We start from the raw sequence: 20,161 nt of genomic DNA on the forward strand, positions 1-20,161 counted from the left end.
TGTGCTGCTCGTCGAGTCATGCAGCTCAGTGGCCGGTCTGTGCCGTAGCCTCGACATCAACCGGCAACAGTTCAACAAATACCTTGCCGGTCAGCATGCGCCCTCGCACAAGGTGCTTCAGAAGATATCGCGGCACTTCATGATGGAGGTCCCTGACCTTTACCGTCAGCCAGCCGACTTCAAACAGTTCTATGAAGGTTTCGAGAGCGAATTGCCCATGGGACTTCGCTCGTCGTCACAGTTCGCGACCTTTCTGCCATTTGCGAAAGCGTCAGTCGAGCCTCTGCGTGATTATCTGGGCGTGTACTATCGTTACCACAACTCCTCCATCTACAAAGGGCGCATTCTCCGGTCAGTCACGTGTATCTACGAGGCCGAGTCGACGATCCAGCACGTCACCGTAGAACGATTCCCGCTGCTGGACGGGAGCGGCAAAACGGGCTATTCGTTCACGTACTACGGTTTCTGCTTCCTGATTGGGGACCGAATCTTCATGGTCGACTTCGAAGGTCAGCAACAAAACGAACTCACCTTCTCCATATTGACGCCGCAGCACCGTCGGCCTATCCGCTACTTGTATGGCCTGGTTTCTGGCGTTGCCTCATCCTCCTACCGGCAGCCATTCTCGACGAGACTCGCGTTTGGTTTCTGCGATAAAGGCAAGATCAAGAAGAAGCATCTGGAGAACGCGACGGTTCTTTTGCCTAGTGATTCGTCACTGCCATTAGAAGTTCGGGAATACATGGCGGGTGACAATTCGACAATCCTATGGGGCGGCGAGGGATGAGCACTCAACGGCTCGCGGGGTTGCTCGTTTTTTCGGTTACTCGTGTGTCGACCACAGGGCTGCCAGATTCAGCGAGCGCAAGATCCGTAGCATCACCAAGTTTTTCCATCGCACTCGCCTGATATTCGTCCGGCCGCCAGAACCAGAGCCAAACAGCCACCAGCGAAAGAAACAGCCCGATAACGACAATCGCGGCGAACGAGCCAAGCACCGTCTCTGGAACAGCCTGCCTGAACAACGCATAGAGCGACAAGTTACCGGCAATAGGCAAGGGATCCATATCTCTTCTCCTAGGTGCATGACTGTAGCAAGGTGAGAAGGAGTCTCCTACGCTGAAACTCGCGGATCAACTTCGCAATCCCTCGCAGACGTGCGCGGATTGACGCGGCTCCTCCGTGGATTACCCGGTCACTGACAGGTCACCCAGGGAACCCGCTGTCCTGCGCCAGTTTGCGTCACTGCGCGACCGCCTTGCGAAGTTGCGGCAGAAGTTTTGAAGCCAAATACTTGGGGGAAGCAAGGGGCGAACATCAAAACCACATCCGCAGCGGCCGCGATGCCGAAGTGGTACGCCGAAGTGGTACGCCAAAACGGTACGATCAGCATACGAGACATGAGACGGCTTTTGATTGCTGCAATGGTACTTACCCTGACTGCCTATCTGACGCGCAACACGCCGTTGGATGTTGAAGCGGTCACCCTTAGCCGCTTTGGCCTCGATATCGGGAAGCTCGATGATTAAATCCTCACCAGACGCCGTGCAGTGCGGCGATTAGTCAGAAAGACATGAGCTCGATCTGACCGCGAGAAGTAAATGCAAAGACGCCCACCATAGCCCGGCTTAATAGGAAGCTCTCTGCCCGCTCCCGTGACATAACGGGCCTCGCGCAGATAACCAGGTGCTCGGGCGGTTGATAGAACGAAACTACCTTCAAGGTTTGAACGACATGACCGGCAAAGACATTAAATTGCTCGCAGCATTCTGGACGATTGCGGGCGACACCAACCCCGACGACGCGCAATGGATCAGCCCGGATAGCCTCGCTGTGCGCGCTGAAGCCGCTTCCAAGGCTGGCTGGAAGGGCATTGGGTTAAGCCTGGACGATTGCCGCTACAGCGTACAGAAATACGGTGCACCCGGAGTTCGACGCATTCTGAAAGACAACGGCCTCGAATTCTTCGAACTCGAAATCCTGATGGACTGGTACACGACCGACGACCGCCGCAAAGCATCTGACCGCGCACGTCGAGAATTCCTGGAGTTCGGTGGCGAATTGGGAATGTGCAATCTAAAGGTCGGAGTCAGCCATCTTGATCTCTCTCCCACGAACCACAACCAGATGGCCGACGAGTTCGGGAAGCTCTGCGATGACTTCGGCACGATCGACGCGACGGTCGGACTTGAATTCATGCCGTTCTGCAAGGTTGCAAGTCTTGCAGACGCACTCCCTATCGTACAAGGCGGTAACCGGGAAAATGGTGGCCTTATCATCGATATCTGGCACGTAGTCCGCAGCGGCACTACCTACGAAGATGTTGCCGCAGTCCCTGCCAGCCTTATCAAGGGAGTTGAGCTCAACGACGCTAACGCAATCGCAATCGGCACGTTGATGCACGACTCGGTGTATCACCGCAAGGCATGTGGCGAGGGCGAATTCAACTGCCCATCCTTCATCGACGCCGTGAAAACAGCCGGATTCCACCAAAAGTATTGGGGGGTGGAGATTCTCTCGGACTTCCTTCGTAAAGCACCCGTCGACGTACGCGCCAGGCACGCCTTCGATACGACCATCGCCCAGTTCGATTCGGCTTGATATACGCGCGTGGTGCGAGATCATTTTTACAGGTTCGTCATGATCAAGCACATAGGATAAATGGAAGAAGCCTGTGTGATGCTGCCACGGGCTTCTTCCGATGCGTCAACTGAAGACGAGCGTTTCAAGTTGGCGCTTCAATTCCTTTGCGACTGCATAGCTGTTGCCTTGCTGCTGCTTCTTGCAGAATGTCTCGCTGCACCACCAGCCCTCGAAGCCCGTCGCCTTCACAGCGTCCGTCCAATCTCGCAGGTTCAACACCCCGCTTCCTGTTTGCACATCCCGCAAGATTGGCTCCAGCGGTACGCCACCCGGATATGGCAAGGAGTCGCACACATGCACGCCATAGATGTAATCTCGGTCAACCTTCGAGAGCTGTTCCGGCGTTGCTCCCGACGTGTAGCAATGCCAGAAGTCGATAACAAGCTTCAAGTTATCGCAACCGGCTCGCCGTACGATATCTATTTGCTGCTCCAGAGAACTGAGCGGGGCCCATGAAAGCGCCTCAAGGTACACGGTCAAGCCATAGTCACGAGCTCGGCCAGCAATTGCTGCGAGGTTCTTCACGGTCAGCTTCACCTGGTCATCGTGAGAATGCTGGAGGAGGCCCGTGTAACGCTTCGAATACCCGTTCTTGTTGAAATCAATGACCGCCTGAACGTCCAACGGCCCCGAGACAATCTGAACGCCCTTGGCCCCAATGGCATCAGCCAACATGAAGAGCTTATCCGCCTCCCGGGAGAGTTCCTTCTCAGCAGTGCCCTGACGTTCGATGTCGACAAGGGCGCCAATTCCTTGGACCATGAAGCCGTCGAGCTCGCGGCGCAGGTCATCGACCGAATAGCCCGCATCGAGATATTTTCGTACCTTGTCCTGCGTTATTTCTACCGCCGTGTAACCCGCGCTGCGTGCGATATCAAGTTCCATCACCAACGTCGAATGTTTCGCGACTGTGGTATTGAACGTAATACGGTTTTTGTCAGGAAACACCTTTGACTCCAATAGATACGGTGGCTTGAGGAATCACACCCATTCGCGCCACGTCGACTAGCCCTGGCTCTCGGTCAGCAACGACTTTGGACTGGCGCGCCGCTTACCGCGGATGATGTCAGACGCCTTCTCGCCAATCATCGTGCAAGCGGCGTTCGTATTGCCCGACGGAATACGGGGCATCACCGACGCATCGGCGACTCTGAGATTCGCAATTCCTCGAACCCGTAGCTCGGGATCAACTACACAGAGTGGGTCACTGCCCATTCGACACGTCCCGACAGGGTGAAGCGCCGCTCGCGCGTTCTTTCGAAGATATTCGCCCAGTTCCGCACGACTCGTGAACCGCCGGCCAGGATAGTGCTCGCGGTCGATGTACGGTTGTATTGCAGGTTGGCTCATGATTTCCTGACCAATGAGAAACCCCTCGGCCAGCCGCTCGACATCGTATTGCTCTACCATGTAGTTGGGCACGATCCGGGGTGGATCATCCGGGTTCGCACTGCGCAACGACACCTCTCCTCGCGAACGCGGTTGTACATGCTCGAAGTTCAGCGTGCATCCAGTTCCGCCCGGCACGCTTTGCGTGCCTTCCTCAACGCCGGCGCCCACAATAAAGAAATACTGCAGGTCAGGCGGCAGGTCCGTTTGCGTCCCTCGACAGAATGCCCCTCCTTCGATGAGGTTGGACGCGATGGGACCACTGCGTGCGACGGCATACTGCAGTGCAGCCCACGCTTTCCAGTGCAGCTTTTTGAACTTGTCGTAGCTGTCCGCGCCCGCTCTCATTTGATAGACCAACGACATCTCAAGGTGGTCCTGGAGATTCTTGCCCACGCCGGGAAGGTCGGAATACACTTCGATGTCATGCCGCTCCAACAGCGCGGCATGACCAATACCTGAGAGCATCAGGAGTTTGGGAGAATTGATAGTCCCCGACGACACGATGACTTCACTGTCTGCGAAGACCTGCTTTTTCTCACCATCGACAGTGTATTCAACGCCCACAGCCCGGTCCTTATCTACCAGGATTCGAAGCGCTTTCGCCCCGACCAGCACCGTGAGGTTTCCGCGCTTTTCCGCCGGCCGCAGATAGGCGCTTGCGGAACTCGAGCGCAGCCCATCCTTGACGGCGACCTGATATAACCCACAGCCGTCTTGCGCGCCACCGTTGAAGTCAGGAACATACTGAAGGCCGGACTGCTGGCAAGCTTGCAGCCATTTTCGCGTTAACGGATGAACACTCGCAGGGAAGCTGATACCGACGGAGCCGCGCGTGCCGTGGTATTCGTTTGCGAAATCGGCATTGCTTTCCGCGCGCAGAAAATAGGGGAGCACGTCGCGGAATGCCCATCCATGGGCACCGGCGGCTTCCCAACTGTCGTAGTCTTGCCGGTTGCCTCGCACATATACCATGCCATTGACAGAGCTGCCGCCGCCGAGGACACTCGCTTGGGCCATCGTGTCGTTCTCGTCACGCTCGTAGCCAATTTCGGGCTCCCAACGATATCGCTTAAGAAGACCGCCTTGCGCGGTCTTGTAGTAAGTGCCGGGAAAGCGAATGTAGGGGCTTGAGTCTCTCGGACCTTCTTCGAGAAGGATGACCGTCACGGATGGGTCTTCAGAGAGGCGAGACGCGACAACGCAGCCTGAAGTTCCCCCGCCTACGATCACATAAGTTGCACTCGCTGATCGAAGCTTATTCATGTTGTATCTGATGATTGTAAAGAGACGGTCCCCGACATGATTTTTATCGCGACAAACGGGGTACGATCGTCCAGGAAAGACGCCCAATGGAATCAGAACTTGAGTCAACCGACCGCAGACGGATTTTTTTATATTCTAATGAGTATTCCAAATCAAATACCCTATTTCAATTTCGCGCTTCTGCGCTTATCGACGCACAGTGACGCATAAGTGCGTCAGCCGTGAACTCAGCTTCTACCTCTGAACAACAGCGCGTCACTCAGCTTCGGCAGGCAGACGCGCTCGCCGCCCGGCAGCGGCGCAATGTTGACCGCCGGGCGGGCGAGTACAGTAGCAAGAGAGATCAAAGCGGCCTTGCGATCGGATGCGCGGCACATCGCCCGTACAGCATGGCTGTAAGTGTGGCGCGCGATGAATTTGCATTTCGTGTCGCTTAGCGCAGCGTTCGCTCTCAGCGATACATTCGATCATCGGCGTAGCGCATCAAAGGCTTGAATCACCTCTCTTATTGGAGTGCCGTGAGGATTCAGACTTTTGCGTACGTCAAGCCTGGTTGACGCCTTTGCAAGCTTCTCGTTGTCCAAAATCGCTATGTATGCCTCACGACTTCAGGTCCTGGGTATCGAAAACGACTACCGCGTTGCCCAATAGCTTCCCGCTTTCAACGGCCTCATGAGCCTTGGCGATGTCGTCAAGTTGATACCGCGCAGCGATGGTATGCCTAAGCATTCCATGCGAAAGGTAGGCATTAAGTGCATGAATGGCCACCGTCCGCTCCGCACTTGGCAGCTCGTACACGACAAAGAAACGGGCAGCCGCGCCGATTTGAATCATCGGACCGAAATCGAATGGCACTTGAGACTTCCCGGAGCCATAAATCACGCACAGACCGCCCCTGGCAATAAGACTTGGCAACATTCCGGCGTTTGCAGCCCCGTCTACTTCGATAACCCGATTCGCTCCCCGGCCGTCAGTAATTTGCTTTACCCGGTCGGCCACATTTTCGGCGCGGTAGTTGATGACGTGGTCAGCACCCATGTCCGCCGCGGCAGTGGCTTTTTCGGCTGAACTGACTGTGGCGATGATGCACGCCGCTCCTAGCAAGCGCGCGAACTGAATTGCGTATGCTCCTACTGCCCCAGCACCGCCGCTTACAAGCACTGTTTGTCCCAAAACAGAGCCATCAATTGTCATAGCGCGCAAAGCCGTCAAAGCGGGAATTCCCAGGCATGCGCCTTCATCGAACGTCGTGTTCTTTGGTAACGTGATGGCTTGTTCAGTAGGAAGACTGATGAATTCCGCTGCCGTACCGCCAGAACGTTTCCATTGACCATTCCAGATCCAGACACGCTCGCCGACGCGCGTATCTGCCACGCCGGCGCCCACGCCTACGACTACCCCGGCTCCGTCGCTATGCGGGGTAATTCGTGGAGCGATCAATGGCCGGCCCGCCCGACTTTTAACGTCGGAGGGATTGACTCCCGAAGCATAGAGCTTGATAAGAACTTCGCCGGCCGACAGTACTGGATCTGAGAGTGTGCCCACTCTCAGTACCTGGCTTGCACCCCCGTTTTGCTCATACCACGCTGCTTTCATTGCATTACCCTCAGTCGATTTGCGAAGACGTTTCTTTTCACCGGTCAAAGATAGTCGATAGAGATCTTTTGTAAAACCTCTTGAATTCCGCAGACAGTTTCTTGTTTGGGACGACAATCACAATCGCGACGACGCTTAATGGCGCCATTCCACCGCACTTTTGATGTAAAATACTGTACATCCATACAGCTATTCAGGTCATGTCCGTTCCCAATGGAAAAGTCGGCACACGCGGTGTTAACGTGTCAATCGCGCTGACCCGCTTGCGTGCTGGAGCGCAGCAATGACAGCCACGCGGTACATCGCGCATCTGGACATGGACGCCTTCTATGCGTCAGTCGAACTGCTGCGGTACCCGGAACTGCGCGGCCAGCCGGTGGTGATCGGCGGCGGCAGGAACGCCACGCCTGAAACACTGCCTGACGGCACCCGGCGCTTCAAGCGCCTGCGCGACTACGTAGGCCGCGGCGTTGTCACCACCTCGACCTACGAAGCGCGCGCGTTCGGTGTGTTTTCCGCCATGGGCATGATGAAAGCCGCGCAGCTCGCGCCGGACGCCATCCTGCTGCCCACCGACTTCGATTCGTACCGGCACTACTCGCGCCTCTTCAAGGAGGCAGTGGCCACGTTCACCACGCAGATCGAGAACCGCGGTATCGATGAAATCTACATCGACCTGACGGACCTGCCGGGCGACCCTGCCGAGACCGCCGCACGCATCAAGCAGGCCGTGCGCGACGCGACCGCGCTCTCATGTTCGATCAGCGTCGCGCCGAACAAGCTGCTCGCAAAAATCGGCTCGGAACTGGATAAGCCCGACGGCCTGACCATTCTCACCCCCGCCGACATCCCGTTGCGAATCTGGCCGCTCCCGGTGCGCAAGGTGAACGGCATCGGGCCGAAGGCGAATGAAAAACTGGCGGCTATCGGTATTGAGACCGTCGGTGACCTGGCGCGCGCGGACCCCGAGATCCTGCAGGCCCGTTTTGGCCGGACTTACTCGGCATGGCTTCTGGAAGTGGCGCAGGGGTTCGACGAACGTCCCGTCGTGGTCAGCTCCGAGCCGAAGTCGATGAGCCGCGAAACCACCTTCGAGCGCGACCTGCATGTACGCCACGATCGGGCAGAACTCTCGGCGGCATTTACCGACCTCTGTACGCGCGTGGCCGATGACCTGCGGCGCAAGGGGTACGAGGGTCGCACGGTCGGCATCAAGCTGCGCTACAACGACTTCAGCACGGTCACCCGTGACCTGACCGTCCCGTTTCCAACGGCCGATGGCATGGAGATCCGTCGCGCTGCAACCGAGTGCCTGAAGCGCGTGCCGCTAGACCGGCGGCTGCGTTTGCTCGGGGTACGCGTGACGGCGTTACTGCCGGCAGGATCGTATGTCGCCGAGCCGCTATCGGTTCAGGGTGAATTGCCGTTCGCGGCCGATTAGCCACACGCATCAGCTACCCGCTCGACCTCAACCCCCCTTAGCCCCGCCATCGATTTCAAGCACTTGCGGAAAACGCACTTCGAACACGCTGCCGCGGCCCTTGTACGATTCGAAGCGGATTACGCCGTGCAGTTCGCGCGCGAGTTCCTTCACGATCGCCAGCCCCAGGCCGGTGCCGGGAATCTCATCGGAAGCCGCGCGTTCGAACTCCTCGAATACCCGTTCGCGATCCTCTTCGCTGATCCCCATTCCCGTATCCGACACGCGCAGCGTCCAGTGTGTCGCGCCCGACGTGACCATCGCCAGTTCCACCTCGCCGGTCGTCGTGTATTTGATTGCGTTGGACAGCAGGTTCAGCGCGATCTGCTTCATCTTCAGCCGGTTGGACGTGACGGTGCTCAACGCCGGATCAACACGCCCCTTGAGCGTCAGACCCTTCGCGTGGGCCGATGCATGGCAGAGCAGCATGAGTTCGTCGAAGAGCTCGGTCAGGTCGAGACGCTCGACTGTCAGGATGGAATCGTCGCCAAGGACTTTCGAGTATTCGCCCATTTCATCGACGAGCGTGGCCATGTCCGCGACCTGCCGTTTCGCAAGCGCGATCGCCCGGTCGTTTTTCGCCTGTGAGCGGCCAATCAGTTGCAGCGCGGTGGCGAATACGTTCAGGAAGTTGCGCAGATCGTGCGCCACACGCCGGGCGACCTGCATGCGGGTTTCGTAAAGGTCGCTGATCAACTTTTGCCGCAGGATCAGTTCGTGATTCGCGCGCTCCAGCATGCCGGTGTATTCATCGAGTTTCCGGTCGCGTTCGCCCACTGCCTCGCGAACGGACGTGAGCGTCACGAAACTGAGCGTCTGATCGGCGATCAGGCGCGCCCGTTCCTCGCGCTTGCGGTCAAACGAGGGATGCCCATGCGCGTAATCGCCAATGGCCGCGAGCAGGACCTGACGCAAGAGGTCGAGCTCACGAACCAGTTCATCGATACGGTAGCCTTGCTGCCAGCGCCATTTTCCGTGCTCGCGTGCGTCGTGCTCGATTGCCTGTTCCTGCGTATCCATATCCTGCGATTCGAGCACCAGACAGATTTCATCGAAAATGCGCGGGATATGGTCGGCAAGCTGCCGGTAGGTGAGATCGTCGGAATGCTCCACCTCGGCGTCGCCAAAGACGAGCTGCATCCAGCGTTCGGTGAGCTGTTTCTCCTGTCCACGCAAGGCGGTGGCGAGGCTATTCAAGGCGCCGGTGGCGAGTTGGCTCATGCCCGAATTCCGTAAGCTGAAGCGCGCGGGGTCGGCGCCTGGAGTCATGCTAACGCCGGCGCGTGGGTGGATGGCGCCGCCGGAACGCCCGGTCCGGGTAATGGACGCGAGTGAGTAAAGTATAAGACGACACAATGGGGAGAAACGGATTTCGCGCCAACGCCCGGCCGAGGTCAGTCGCCGCTTGAGGCCGTCAACGATATCGACGTGCTTGCGTCCATCAGGCGCTCCACAAACTGGCGCGCCGACGGCGACAGCACGCCCACCTTGCGCGTCACGATCCCGAACGTCTGCGACTTCGACTTGAAGCCGATCGGCAGCGCGCGCAGCATGCGATGCTTACAAAACAGCCTGGCCACGCCCGCGGGCAGCACCGACACCAGGTCGGCGCTACATTGCAGCAGCGCGACCGTCACGAACGTCGACGCCGTCGAGATCGCGCTCACCGGCACCTGCGCCCCGGCCAGATCCATCTCACGCTGCAACAGCGCCTGCATGGGCATGGCGCTGGGGTAAGTGACCCATCGATGCCCGCCCAGGTCGGCAAACGTCAGCTCGCCGGATGCAAACGGCGGATGATCGTAGCCCACCACCACCGACAAAGGCTCATCGCCAAGCGGCTGATAGAGGTATCGGGAAGGTTCATCGCTGACGATCGAGCGGCCGACCACCAGGTCCAGCCGCCCTTCGTCGAGCAGCGCCAGCATCCGCGCGCTCGTGTCCTCCACGATTTCAATCGATAAACCTGGATTGCGCACCTGCAGCTCGTTCAGGATCGGCACGACCAGATCCGGCACCGAGCCCATGATCGCCCCCACTGCCAGACGGCCGCCGGTGCCCGAGCGAATATCGGCGACTTCCTGACACAGCGACGTCAGGTCCGCCGCCAGCAGCCGCGCATAGCGGATGACGCAAAAACCGAACTGGTTCGGCACCAGCCCCTTCTTCGCGCGCTCGAAGAGCGGCGCCTCCAGCATCGACTCCAGTTCGGCCAGCGCCTTGCTCGCGGCCGATTGCGTCATCGACATCGCGCTCGACGCCTTATGCAACGACTTGTGGTCATCGAGCGCAATCAGCAGCTGCAACTGCTTCATGCGCAAGCGGCCCATTAATACATCCAGCGTGGATTTCATGGCGCGATCGGAGTGAGTCGCAAAAGCGATCACCAGATGGAAAGGTTTCACTATACAGCGCCTTCAACCAGCACCTATAGTTCCTCCAATCACAATGGAGACTTGCAATGCCAACTCAGCCCTACCGCGGCGTGTTCCCGGTCGCCCCGACCGTCTTCGACGCCTCCGGCCGCCTCGACCTCGACGGCCAGCGACGCGCGATCGACTTCATGATCGACGCCGGATCGCATGGCCTGTGCATCCTCGCCAATTTCTCCGAACAATTCGCGCTCACCGACGACGAACGCTCCGAGGTGCAAAAAGCCGTGCTGGAACACGTGGCCGGCCGCGTGCCCGTGATCGTCACCACCACGCACTTCAGCAGCGACGTCTGCGCCGCCCGCAGCCGCGCCGCGCAAGACGCAGGCGCCGCGATGGTCATGGTCATGCCGCCGTATCACGGCGCGACCATCCGCGTAGGCGAACGCGGGATCCAGGAATTCTTCAGCCGCGTGTCCGACGCCATCGACATCCCGATCATGATCCAGGACGCACCGGTCGCCGGCACGCCGCTGTCGGCATCGTTTTTGGCGAAGCTTGCGAAGGAAATCGCGAACGTGTCGTACTTCAAGATCGAAACGGCACAAGCTGCATCGAAGCTGCGCGAACTGATCGAACTGGGCGGCGACGCAATCGTCGGCCCATGGGATGGCGAGGAAGCCATCACGCTGATTCCGGATTTCGATGCCGGCGCAACCGGCGCAATGACCGGCGGCGGTTATCCGGACGGGATTCGCAAGATCGTCGATGCCTACACCTCCGGCGACACGGAAGGCGCCGCCAAGCTGTATGAGCAATGGCTGCCGCTGATCAACTACGAGAACCGCCAATGCGGACTCGCCGCCTGCAAAGCGCTCATGATGGAAGGCGGCCTGATCCACTCCGACGCCACGCGCCACCCGTTCGCCGCGATGCATCCATCGACTCGCGCCGGCCTCTTGAAAGTCGCTCGCCGCCTCGATCCGCTCGTGCTGAGCTGGGGCAAGTAAGGCAATCCGCACGCTTAATTACATCAACAGGATTCGAACCATCATGGAAATTTCCAGCGATCTGCTGATCGGCAAACAGACCATTCACGGCACGAATGGCTCGATCAAAGGCATCAATGCCGCCACGGGCGAACCGCTCGCGCCCGCCTTCGGCGGCGCTTCGCTCGACCAACTGGAACAAGCTTGCGCGCTCGCATGGCAAGCATCCGATATCTATCGCGAACTGCCGCTCGAAACCCGCGCCAGGTTTCTCGAAACGATCGCGCAGAACATCCTCGATATCGGCGATGTCCTGATCGAGCGCTGCGTGGCCGAAAGCGGCCTGCCGCGTGGGCGTGTTGAAGGCGAACGCGGCCGCACTGTCGGCCAGTTGCGCATGTTCGCGGCCGTCGTGCGTGAAGGCGATTTCCTGGGCGTGCGTATCGACCCGGCGCAACCTGAGCGCAAGCCACTGCCGCGCGTCGACCTGCGGCTGCGTTATGTGCCCGTCGGCCCTGTTGCCGTGTTCGGCGCGAGCAACTTCCCGCTGGCGTTCTCGGTAGCGGGCGGTGACACAGCTTCCGCCCTGGCCGCCGGTTGCCCGGTGATCGCGAAGGCGCACTCGGCGCATCCGGGGACGTCGGCGCTGGTCGGACGCGCCGTGCAGAAAGCGGTCGCGGATTGCGGTTTGCCGGAAGGCACGTTCTCCCTGCTCTTCGATAGCGGCCGCGACGTCGGCCAGGGCCTCGTCTCGGATCGCCGCATCAAGGCGGTCGGGTTCACCGGCTCGCGCGGCGGCGGCACAGCGCTGATGAAGCTCGCGGCAGCCCGTCGCGAACCGATTCCCGTCTATGCCGAAATGAGCAGCATCAACCCGGTCTTGCTGTTCCCGCACGCGCTGAAAAATCGCGGCGCGGCGATCGGCAAGGCGTTCGCCGGCTCGCTGGCGCTCGGCGCCGGCCAATTCTGTACGAACCCCGGTCTGGTCCTCGCCATCGACGGTCCAGAGCTCGATGCGTTCATCGAAGCAACCGCTGCCGCCCTGAGCGAAACACCGGCCGCCACGATGCTGACGCCCGGCATTCACAAGGCTTACGAATCGGCTGTGAGCAAAACAGCAGAGCATGGTGAGGTCAAGACGCTCGCACGGGGCTGTGCGGCGAAGGGGTCGACGCAAGGGCAAGCAGCGTTGTTTTCGACTACAGCGGCCGCGTTCCGCGCGAATCCGGAGTTGCATGAGGAGATTTTCGGCGCGGCTTCACTGATCGTGCGATGCCCGGATCTCGCCACCGTGCTCGAGTTGGTCGAGCAGTTGGAAGGCCAGTTGACGGCGGCGCTGCACATCGACGAAGCCGATTACGACGATGCCCGCCGTTTCCTGCCGGCGCTGGAACGCCGCACCGGACGGATTCTCGTGAATGGTTTCGGTACGGGCGTCGAAGTCGGACATGCCATGGTCCACGGCGGCCCTTTCCCCTCCACCGCCGACGGCCGGTCAACGTCCGTAGGCAGTCTCGCCATCGACCGGTTCCTGCGCCCCGTCAGCTACCAGGACCTGCCCGAAGCCCTGCTGCCGGACGCGTTGAAAACCGCCAATCCGCTCGGTTTGAACCGGCGGCTGGACGGCAAGCTGCAGTTATCGAAGTAGCAAGGGGAAGTTAAGCGCGGCAGCCAATCACACTTCGAGGCAGCAGTTCAGGCTGACCTCGAAGTATTCATAGCTGCGCTGGATGCTGCGTTTGACTTCACGGATGTCAGCCATGCGCGGCGCGCGGCCCAGCAACGTGGCGACTATATCGAGCGCTTCCCACGGATGCGCATCGTCGTAATGCGCGTGCAGCCTCAGCCAGCGCATGGTCTTCTTGCGGATCGGTTCAGGGTAGCTGAGCGCGAGCGTGTCGCGGCTGCAGAGGAGCGTCGACCATTCTCCGGTCACGCCTTCAACGGCGAAATTGGTCGCCGCCATCGACGCATGCAGCGGGTCTGCATTGCTGCTTTTCCAGCACCAATGGCTCAATGCAAATGCTAGCGGTGGAGCGTCGCCTGCTTGCAGATCCTCGCGCGAAACGTCGTGGGCCGCGGCCCAGTCGACCCAATAGTCGGCGTGATTCTGTTCGACACGGATATTGCGCGTGAGATAGCGCCGCGCCATGCGCGAGCCCGGCGTTTCTTCGGGTCCGATCTTCTGCAGGTTCATGCCCATGTACTGCGGAAACTGATTGATTACCGGCCAGCCGTTGATCAGGAACGCACGCATCTCGTGCGCGCCAAGCTCGCCATCCCGCAAGGCCCGAAACAACGGATGAGATATCACACGGCTTTTTGCCGCGCCGGTCTCCAACAAAACTTCGTGCAACCAAAGTGGGTAGCTTGCTATGTTCTTGAGGTCGCCCTCTCTGATAAACCCACCCCCCACACTTCCCATTACGCCTCCTTAGCTAATGTCAGAACAGCCGGCTCTGTCCAAAGCATTGGCCGTCCTATGTAATACCCTTGCGCATAATCCACCCCGAGCGCATGCAGCGCGCGCAGGATGCCTTCGCTTTCCACATATTCCGCGATGGTCCGGCATTTCATCGAATGGCCCATCTCGTTGATGGCCGCGACCATCTCGCGGCTCACCGGATCGTGCACCATGTCGGTCACGAAACTGCCGTCGATCTTCAAGTACTCCACCGGCAAATGCTTCAGGTAGCCGAACGACGACATGCCCGCGCCGAAGTCATCGAGTGCGAAATGACAGCCGAGCGCATTCAGCTCGCGCATGAACCGCGCCGCCGACGCCAGGTTGGCAATCGCTGTGGTCTCCGTAATTTCGAAGCAGATCATGCCAGGAGAGACGCCCGTGCGCTGGAATTGCTCGCGCACGAAACCGAGGAAACGTTCGTCGCCCACCGAGGCGCCCGACAGGTTGATCGCATATTCCTTGAACCGCTTATGACGGATACCTGACAGCATGTCGAAGGCATTGCGGATCACCCACCGGTCGATAGCCGTCATCAGCCCATACCGCTCGGCGGCAGGAATGAACAAGGTCGGCGCGATCACGCCGTTGGGCACGGCCGGGTCGAGCATGCGCAGCAGCAGTTCGGCGCGCTGCCCGTCGGTGGAGGCGGGCAAGCCATCGGCGCTCACGGCCACGATGGGCTGCACGTAGAGGCAGAAGTGATTGTGTTCGAGCGCCTGCTTGAGACGCCGTCCCCACGATACTTCGCTCGCGTGGCGCGCGAGTTCGCGGTCGCCCATGTCGGCCAGCTGCACCCGGTCGCGACCGCGTTCCTTCGCCATGTAGCAGGCGATATCGGCGAGCCGCATGGCCTCTTCCACGCTCATTTCCTTGTTGCGCAGGTCGACCACGCCGACGCTCACGCTGGTGGTGAACGGCTGCGCCTCCCAGTGGAAGACAAAGTCGTTCAGGCACGCGCGCAGGCGTTCCGCGACCGCCTGGATGCCCGGGGTATCGTAACCCTGCAGCAGCACGCCGAACTCGTCGCCGCCCAGCCGCGCGAGCGTGTCGTCCGGTTGCAGGCTGGTTTCGAAGCGCAACGCGACCTCACGCAGCATGGCGTCGCCGGCCGCGTGGCCGCAGGTGTCGTTGACCACCTTGAAGCGGTCGAGATCGAGAAACAGGAGAGCGGACGCCGCCGGCAGCCACGACGCCACCTCGCTCCAGCGCGTACCCAGCGCGTGTTGCAGACGACGCTCGAATTCGGCGCGGTTGACGAGCGCCGTGAGCCCGTCATGCGTGGCTTGCCAGGCAAGACTTTCGATATATTCGTACTCGCGGGTCATGTTGCGCAGGATCAGCACGAAGCCGGCTTCCGCATCGGCCATGTTGGCGCTTGCGCCGGCCGCGTTGATCCGCGACGTCACCGCCTGCACGCGAATCTCGGCGCCGTCACGCCGCTGCAGCAGCATTTCCGCGGCTTCGCCGTCCGCGCGGGCGCCCGCCCGGGCGTCCTCGATCGGGTCGAGCGGCTGGCGGCTGTGGGCGTGCAACAGCCTGAAGGTCTGGACCAGCGGCCGTCCGAGACAGTCGTGCGCCAGACATCCGGCGATCCGCTCGGCCGCCGGGTTGATGAATTCGATATGCCCCGACGGCCCCGTCGCGATCACCGCCTCGCCGATCGAACCGAGCGTCGCCTTGGCGCGCGCCTCGCTCTGTTTGAGCGCTGCTTCAATGTGCCCGCGCTGCCTGATCAGCCGCCGCACATGCACCGTTGAAAGGCACACGAGCAGCAGCGCGGCGACCAGGTCGACGGTCAGCAACAGCGACGCAGTCTTGCGGAATGCGGTGCCCAATACCTGCGAGAAACCCCATGACAGCGGCGCAATGGTCGCGTTGATCGCCGATATCTGCGATTTGTAGGCACTGACTAGACTCAAGGGCAGGCTGCCGCCCGCGACCCGCGCATGCAACTCGTTGCCGACCCGCTCCAGCTTCGCCAGTTCGGCGTCGCCGCGCGACCAGTACCCGACCGCGTCGCTGAAATAACTGACGTGGCGGAACATCTTGAAGGTCCAGATGACGTCGCCGACGTCGTCGGGGTGCACGCCGCTTGCGATCAGCGCCCGGCGCGCGGTAGTCGGGTCGGGCGTGCTCTGGTCGAGCGCCAGACGGGCCGTACGCAGGTTGCGCGGGCCGTCCATGGCGCTCAGATATTGCTTGTAGGTGCTTTCGGAGCCGGTTTCGGCGTACAGGTTCAGATAGAAAGCCGCGTCTTTCTGGCCCTTCGACCAGATGCTTTCCCCGCCAATATATGCACGCACCGACGACATGATGTCGATACTGAAAATGGCGAGCGAAACGAGGACAAGAATGACGACCAGGAACGGCCAGGTGATCCGTATGAGCTGCGCATTCTCGCCCTTAGACGGCATGTCCATCGGTATGTCCCTTCTCCAGGTCCAATGCCGGGGTGAATTGCCGGGGTCGGGCGACGAGCATTGGATGGTGAGTCATTTGTATTTTTGACCGCCTTCGGGGTGTTGCGCCCCGCCTCTCGTGGCGCGCTTACATCCTATCAAATTGCGAGTCTGGCTCAAATTTATTACGCAATGTGTTTTTCAGCGCCGACACCGGAAAATAATGGGCTCCGGTTGTTGTTTCGGGACGCGCCGGGGCCTGTTTCGGCCTGCCGCGAAGCGCCATATTCGGACAGAACCTAGGCGCTTGCCGACGAAACCGGCAGGCGCTTTTTACCCATTCGCCAGCAGCTTGAGCGGCGCGGCCAAAGCAGGCATTTGAGTCGCGCGGCACGGGTGTTGCAGGGCTGCTCACGCGCGTGTTGACGCCGCCTCGGAGATGTCACATATTGGTTCTGGCTCCCTTGGTGACTGTCCAGCCTAGGGAGTCCGAAGCATTTGTTCATACGAGTGACCGTTTTGTCCGATTAAACCGGACACGAGAGCGGGAAGGACAACCTTGTGTCCCGGGAGGTTTCTGGCATGGCCCGTCTCTTCTTTCCCACATCCCGCGATACCGTGACCTGCAAGCGTTGCGGCAACGACATTCCGGGCGATGCCGACACCTGTCCGCAGTGCGGCGCCGATCATGGCCCGAGCTTCGGCGCCGCGCAGACCGTCGCGAAGAACGTCGCGCTCTCGACAGGCCTGCGCCTGCCCTTCGGCGCGCGCCGCGAAGCCCTGAACATCCCGTCGCCCTACCCGGGCATATCCGACGCGGCCGACGCGTCTGAACCGGCCGGCGCCGGAGAGCAGCGCTGGGACACGTCGAAAATCGTCACGCTGGGCGCTCTGGCCGTGGCCCTGGTGGCCGGCGGCATCATCTATTCGCAGCACGGCGGCAGCGCTGACGACACGCCCCGTTCCGAGCCGCCCGCCAAACATAGCGCGTATGGCGCCATCGATATGAAACCCGCGCAAGGCGCGCCAGCGCCCGCGGTCACACCGGCGCCGACGGACGACGCCCTGGCCAGGTCTGCGGCAGCCGTCAGGCAGGCGCAAATGGCGGCGGCGCCCTCCGTTGCCGCCCGCGAAACCTTGCCCACGGAACCCGCCGGCCGCTCGAGAGCGGCGCTGGCCAATCCGGCCGACAACCTGCTGCTGGCCACACGTGACGCCATCGCGCGGGGCGACCTGACCACGGCGCGCAAGCGCTTCTCGAAGATCCCGGCGTCGCAACTGGGCAGCTCCAATTCGCAGCGGACCCTGGCGGACCTCACCGGCCTGGAACACACGCGCGACGAGATGCTGCAAGTCGCACGCGGTTGCGAAGCGACCGGCTCGTGGTTGTGCGTGCTTCAGAACGCCCGTGACGTGCTGGCGATCGATGCCGGCAATGTCGAAGCACAAAAGTTCGTCGAACACGCGATCTCGCGCTCGGGCTGGCTCAATAAACCGGCGCCCGCGGCAACAGCGGCGCATGCCACCCCCCACGACAAGACGCAGACAGCTGCAGTGGCGCCCGCCGCACCAGCGCCCGTGGTGGCGCCCGCACCGCGCGTGGCGGCCACGCGTTCCCCCGCGTCAACCCATAGGCCCACTGCAGCCGTCTTGGCCGCCGAGCATGCACGGGCCGTCGCCGCAATGGGAGTGCCCACGCCTGTCCGGTCGCCCGTGCCGGTTGCGCCAGTCACGCCGGCCGCGCCCGTAGTCGCCACGACCATGCGCACGCCTGCCGCCTCGCAGACGGCTCCGGAACCGGCGCGCCCAGGCACGGGCTCGCAGGCTCAACTCACATCGTCGCCGTATCCGCCGCCGCAACAGGCCGCGCCCCCTCGTGCACTAGCACCCGCGTTTGTCCCCATGCCTGACGGACCCGATTTGATGCCCGCCACGGCGCCGGTACGCAGCGCGGCGGCGGCTGCCCAGGCTCCAGGCGATACTGCCTCGCCGCCGGCGGTGACACGGCCACTCGCGCCGGTCAGCGAAGCCGTCCCGGTGCGGGCGGGCGTTGTGCCGCCACGGGTGGCGGCAAACGGTCCACCGGCAAGCGTGCAAAGCATGACTCGTCAACCGTCACCCACCGTCCGTCGCACGCCCGCGTCGGGAGACAACGCGGCCAGTGCGGCGCAACCGCATGCGCCCGCCTTCAATGCGGCCAATCCCGACGATGAAGAACGCGCGATCCTGGAGTCGGGATGGAGCAAGAAGCCGTCATCGGCGCAACGCTCGACGCCGCAGTAGAAGCAAGGGCGGGAGGCACGAGATACGAAACAGGAGATACGAAACAGGAGACTTTGAGGAGATTGAAGGCCGCGCCGGGAGACGCAGGCCACCGTGGTCTATCCGTGTAATGAAAGTTGGCCAACACATTAGAACGACTCAAACGACATCATGCACAAGATTTTTCTCATGCTGCTCGCCCTCTTCGGGCTCGCGGGCCTCGTTGCGGAGGCCCATGCGCAAGCCGACTACAAGATCGTCACCGGGCCGGAGCGCGGCACTTACATCCAGATAGGCCAGGACCTGGCGAAGGTAGTTGCCGATCCGATAGGCATGAACCTCGATGTGCTCGCATCAAAAGGCTCCGCCGAAAACGTGCAGCGCATGCGTTACGAGCCGGGCGTGAAATTCGCGCTCGTGCAGTCGGACGTGTACCAGGCTTACCTCGATATGGCGAAAGCCGGCAACGCGGAAGCAGGCAAGATCATCCAGCCGCTGCGGCTCATCATGCCCTTGTATAACGAAGAGATTTACTTCGTTGTACGATCTGATTCGCCGCTGAACTACATTCATGAGATCAAGGACAAGAACATCAGTGTCGGGCTGATCGGCAGCGGCACGGCGCAATCCGCGACCACGCTTTACAAGCTGATGTTCAACGAACCGATCCCCGACCAGAACATGCAGCACTACAGCAACGAGGAAGCGCTCGCGAAATTGATCGTGCGGAAACTGGATGTAGCGATCATCGTGGTGGGACAGCCGGCCAAGCTGTTTCAGGACCTGAACACGGACCTGCTGGGCCAGCTCAAGCTGCTCAAGCTCGATCCTTCAGTGCCGGAAACAACGCGTGCCGAGCAGACCTATTTCGCAGCCACCATCCGTACATCCAGTTATCCGAACTGGATCAAGGAAGACTCGCCGACGCTTACCGTGAAGGCGTTTCTCGTCACCTACGATTACAACCTGCGCGGCACCGTCGGGGCGATGACGCAATTCGCCGACTCGCTCTGCGCGCACTTCGATGAGCTGCAGGCCAACGGCCATCCGAAATGGAAGCAGGTGAAGATGGAATTGCCGCCGCTCACTCGCGGCTGGAAATACTATCCGCCAACAGAAAAGCGCTTGCGCGCATGCATCCGCAAGATGGCGTCTACGGGAAGCGACACGGCGGCGCCCGTGACGCCGCACGCACCGAAACGCCCATGCTCCGATGCCGAGAAGGTGTTGATGCTGTGCAATAACGAATGATGCAGGTTTGGCGGCGGCAGGTAAGCCGGGGTTGCCGAACCGCCGCC

At 60.8% G+C, this 20,161-nt stretch carries 16 protein-coding genes; 8 read left to right on the forward strand and 8 right to left on the reverse strand.

The window, feature by feature from the left end; all coding sequences use genetic code 11:
• Position 1: 1 nt before the first annotated feature.
• Positions 2 to 787 (forward strand): XRE family transcriptional regulator, encoded by a 786-nt coding sequence (locus tag ACSOSP_RS33235; RefSeq protein ID WP_455314904.1) that lies wholly within the window; start codon positions 2 to 4, stop codon positions 785 to 787.
• Between the two features lie 4 nt (positions 788 to 791).
• Here ACSOSP_RS33235 and ACSOSP_RS33240 read toward each other — a convergent pair whose 3' ends face one another.
• Positions 792 to 1,067 carry a hypothetical protein gene (locus ACSOSP_RS33240; RefSeq protein WP_455314905.1) on the reverse strand — a complete coding sequence of 92 codons (276 nt, stop codon included), beginning with the start codon at positions 1,065 to 1,067 and terminating at the stop codon, positions 792 to 794.
• A 213-nt stretch (positions 1,068 to 1,280) separates the two neighbouring features.
• On the opposite strand from ACSOSP_RS33240, the gene ACSOSP_RS33245 reads away from it, so the two are divergent.
• Positions 1,281 to 1,529 (forward strand): hypothetical protein, encoded by a 249-nt coding sequence (locus tag ACSOSP_RS33245; protein ID WP_455314906.1) that lies wholly within the window; start codon positions 1,281 to 1,283, stop codon positions 1,527 to 1,529.
• 205 nt (positions 1,530 to 1,734) lie between these two features.
• Entirely contained in the window at positions 1,735 to 2,601 is an 867-nt protein-coding gene (locus ACSOSP_RS33250) for a sugar phosphate isomerase/epimerase family protein (protein WP_455314907.1), read from the forward strand.
• Positions 2,602 to 2,706: 105 nt separating this feature from the next.
• Here ACSOSP_RS33250 and ACSOSP_RS33255 read toward each other — a convergent pair whose 3' ends face one another.
• The 3 genes from ACSOSP_RS33255 to ACSOSP_RS33265 form a co-directional block, all read right to left on the reverse strand.
• Positions 2,707 to 3,591, reverse strand: a complete 885-nt coding sequence (locus tag ACSOSP_RS33255; RefSeq protein ID WP_455314908.1) for a sugar phosphate isomerase/epimerase family protein — start codon at positions 3,589 to 3,591, stop codon at positions 2,707 to 2,709.
• 57 nt (positions 3,592 to 3,648) lie between these two features.
• Positions 3,649 to 5,406: a GMC family oxidoreductase gene (locus ACSOSP_RS33260; protein WP_455314909.1), complete on the reverse strand. Its 1,758-nt coding sequence runs from the start codon at positions 5,404 to 5,406 to the stop codon at positions 3,649 to 3,651.
• Between the two features lie 492 nt (positions 5,407 to 5,898).
• Positions 5,899 to 6,894 carry an NADPH:quinone reductase gene (locus tag ACSOSP_RS33265; RefSeq protein ID WP_455314910.1) on the reverse strand — a complete coding sequence of 332 codons (996 nt, stop codon included), beginning with the start codon at positions 6,892 to 6,894 and terminating at the stop codon, positions 5,899 to 5,901.
• 283 nt (positions 6,895 to 7,177) lie between these two features.
• Here ACSOSP_RS33265 and dinB point away from each other — a divergent pair, with 283 nt between their 5' ends.
• Entirely contained in the window at positions 7,178 to 8,335 is a 1,158-nt protein-coding gene (gene dinB, locus ACSOSP_RS33270) for a DNA polymerase IV (RefSeq protein WP_455314911.1), read from the forward strand.
• A 27-nt stretch (positions 8,336 to 8,362) separates the two neighbouring features.
• On the opposite strand, the gene ACSOSP_RS33275 is transcribed toward dinB, so the two are convergent.
• Together ACSOSP_RS33275 and ACSOSP_RS33280 are read right to left on the reverse strand one after the other, a co-directional pair.
• Positions 8,363 to 9,595, reverse strand: coding sequence for a sensor histidine kinase (locus tag ACSOSP_RS33275; protein ID WP_455314912.1), 1,233 nt, complete (start codon positions 9,593 to 9,595; stop codon positions 8,363 to 8,365).
• A gap of 173 nt (positions 9,596 to 9,768) precedes the next feature.
• Positions 9,769 to 10,728, reverse strand: a complete 960-nt coding sequence (locus ACSOSP_RS33280; protein ID WP_455314913.1) for a LysR family transcriptional regulator — start codon at positions 10,726 to 10,728, stop codon at positions 9,769 to 9,771.
• Positions 10,729 to 10,835: 107 nt separating this feature from the next.
• Here ACSOSP_RS33280 and ACSOSP_RS33285 point away from each other — a divergent pair, with 107 nt between their 5' ends.
• Both ACSOSP_RS33285 and ACSOSP_RS33290 read left to right on the forward strand, forming a co-directional pair.
• Positions 10,836 to 11,756 carry a dihydrodipicolinate synthase family protein gene (locus tag ACSOSP_RS33285; protein WP_455314914.1) on the forward strand — a complete coding sequence of 307 codons (921 nt, stop codon included), beginning with the start codon at positions 10,836 to 10,838 and terminating at the stop codon, positions 11,754 to 11,756.
• A 43-nt stretch (positions 11,757 to 11,799) separates the two neighbouring features.
• Positions 11,800 to 13,383: an aldehyde dehydrogenase (NADP(+)) gene (locus ACSOSP_RS33290; RefSeq protein WP_455314915.1), complete on the forward strand. Its 1,584-nt coding sequence runs from the start codon at positions 11,800 to 11,802 to the stop codon at positions 13,381 to 13,383.
• A 27-nt stretch (positions 13,384 to 13,410) separates the two neighbouring features.
• On the opposite strand, the gene ACSOSP_RS33295 is transcribed toward ACSOSP_RS33290, so the two are convergent.
• Positions 13,411 to 13,992 carry a TenA family transcriptional regulator gene (locus tag ACSOSP_RS33295; protein ID WP_455314916.1) on the reverse strand — a complete coding sequence of 194 codons (582 nt, stop codon included), beginning with the start codon at positions 13,990 to 13,992 and terminating at the stop codon, positions 13,411 to 13,413.
• Positions 13,993 to 14,159: 167 nt separating this feature from the next.
• On the reverse strand, positions 14,160 to 16,622 hold the full coding sequence (locus ACSOSP_RS33300) for a putative bifunctional diguanylate cyclase/phosphodiesterase (protein WP_455314917.1): 2,463 nt from the start codon (positions 16,620 to 16,622) through the stop codon (positions 14,160 to 14,162).
• 561 nt (positions 16,623 to 17,183) lie between these two features.
• On the opposite strand from ACSOSP_RS33300, the gene ACSOSP_RS33305 reads away from it, so the two are divergent.
• Together ACSOSP_RS33305 and ACSOSP_RS33310 are read left to right on the forward strand one after the other, a co-directional pair.
• Entirely contained in the window at positions 17,184 to 18,884 is a 1,701-nt protein-coding gene (locus tag ACSOSP_RS33305) for a hypothetical protein (RefSeq protein ID WP_455314918.1), read from the forward strand.
• 168 nt (positions 18,885 to 19,052) lie between these two features.
• Positions 19,053 to 20,114 carry a TAXI family TRAP transporter solute-binding subunit gene (locus ACSOSP_RS33310; protein ID WP_455315405.1) on the forward strand — a complete coding sequence of 354 codons (1,062 nt, stop codon included), beginning with the start codon at positions 19,053 to 19,055 and terminating at the stop codon, positions 20,112 to 20,114.
• The last annotated feature ends 47 nt before the right edge of the window (positions 20,115 to 20,161 follow it).

The sequence above is a fragment of the Caballeronia sp. KNU42 genome (genome assembly GCF_053760385.1).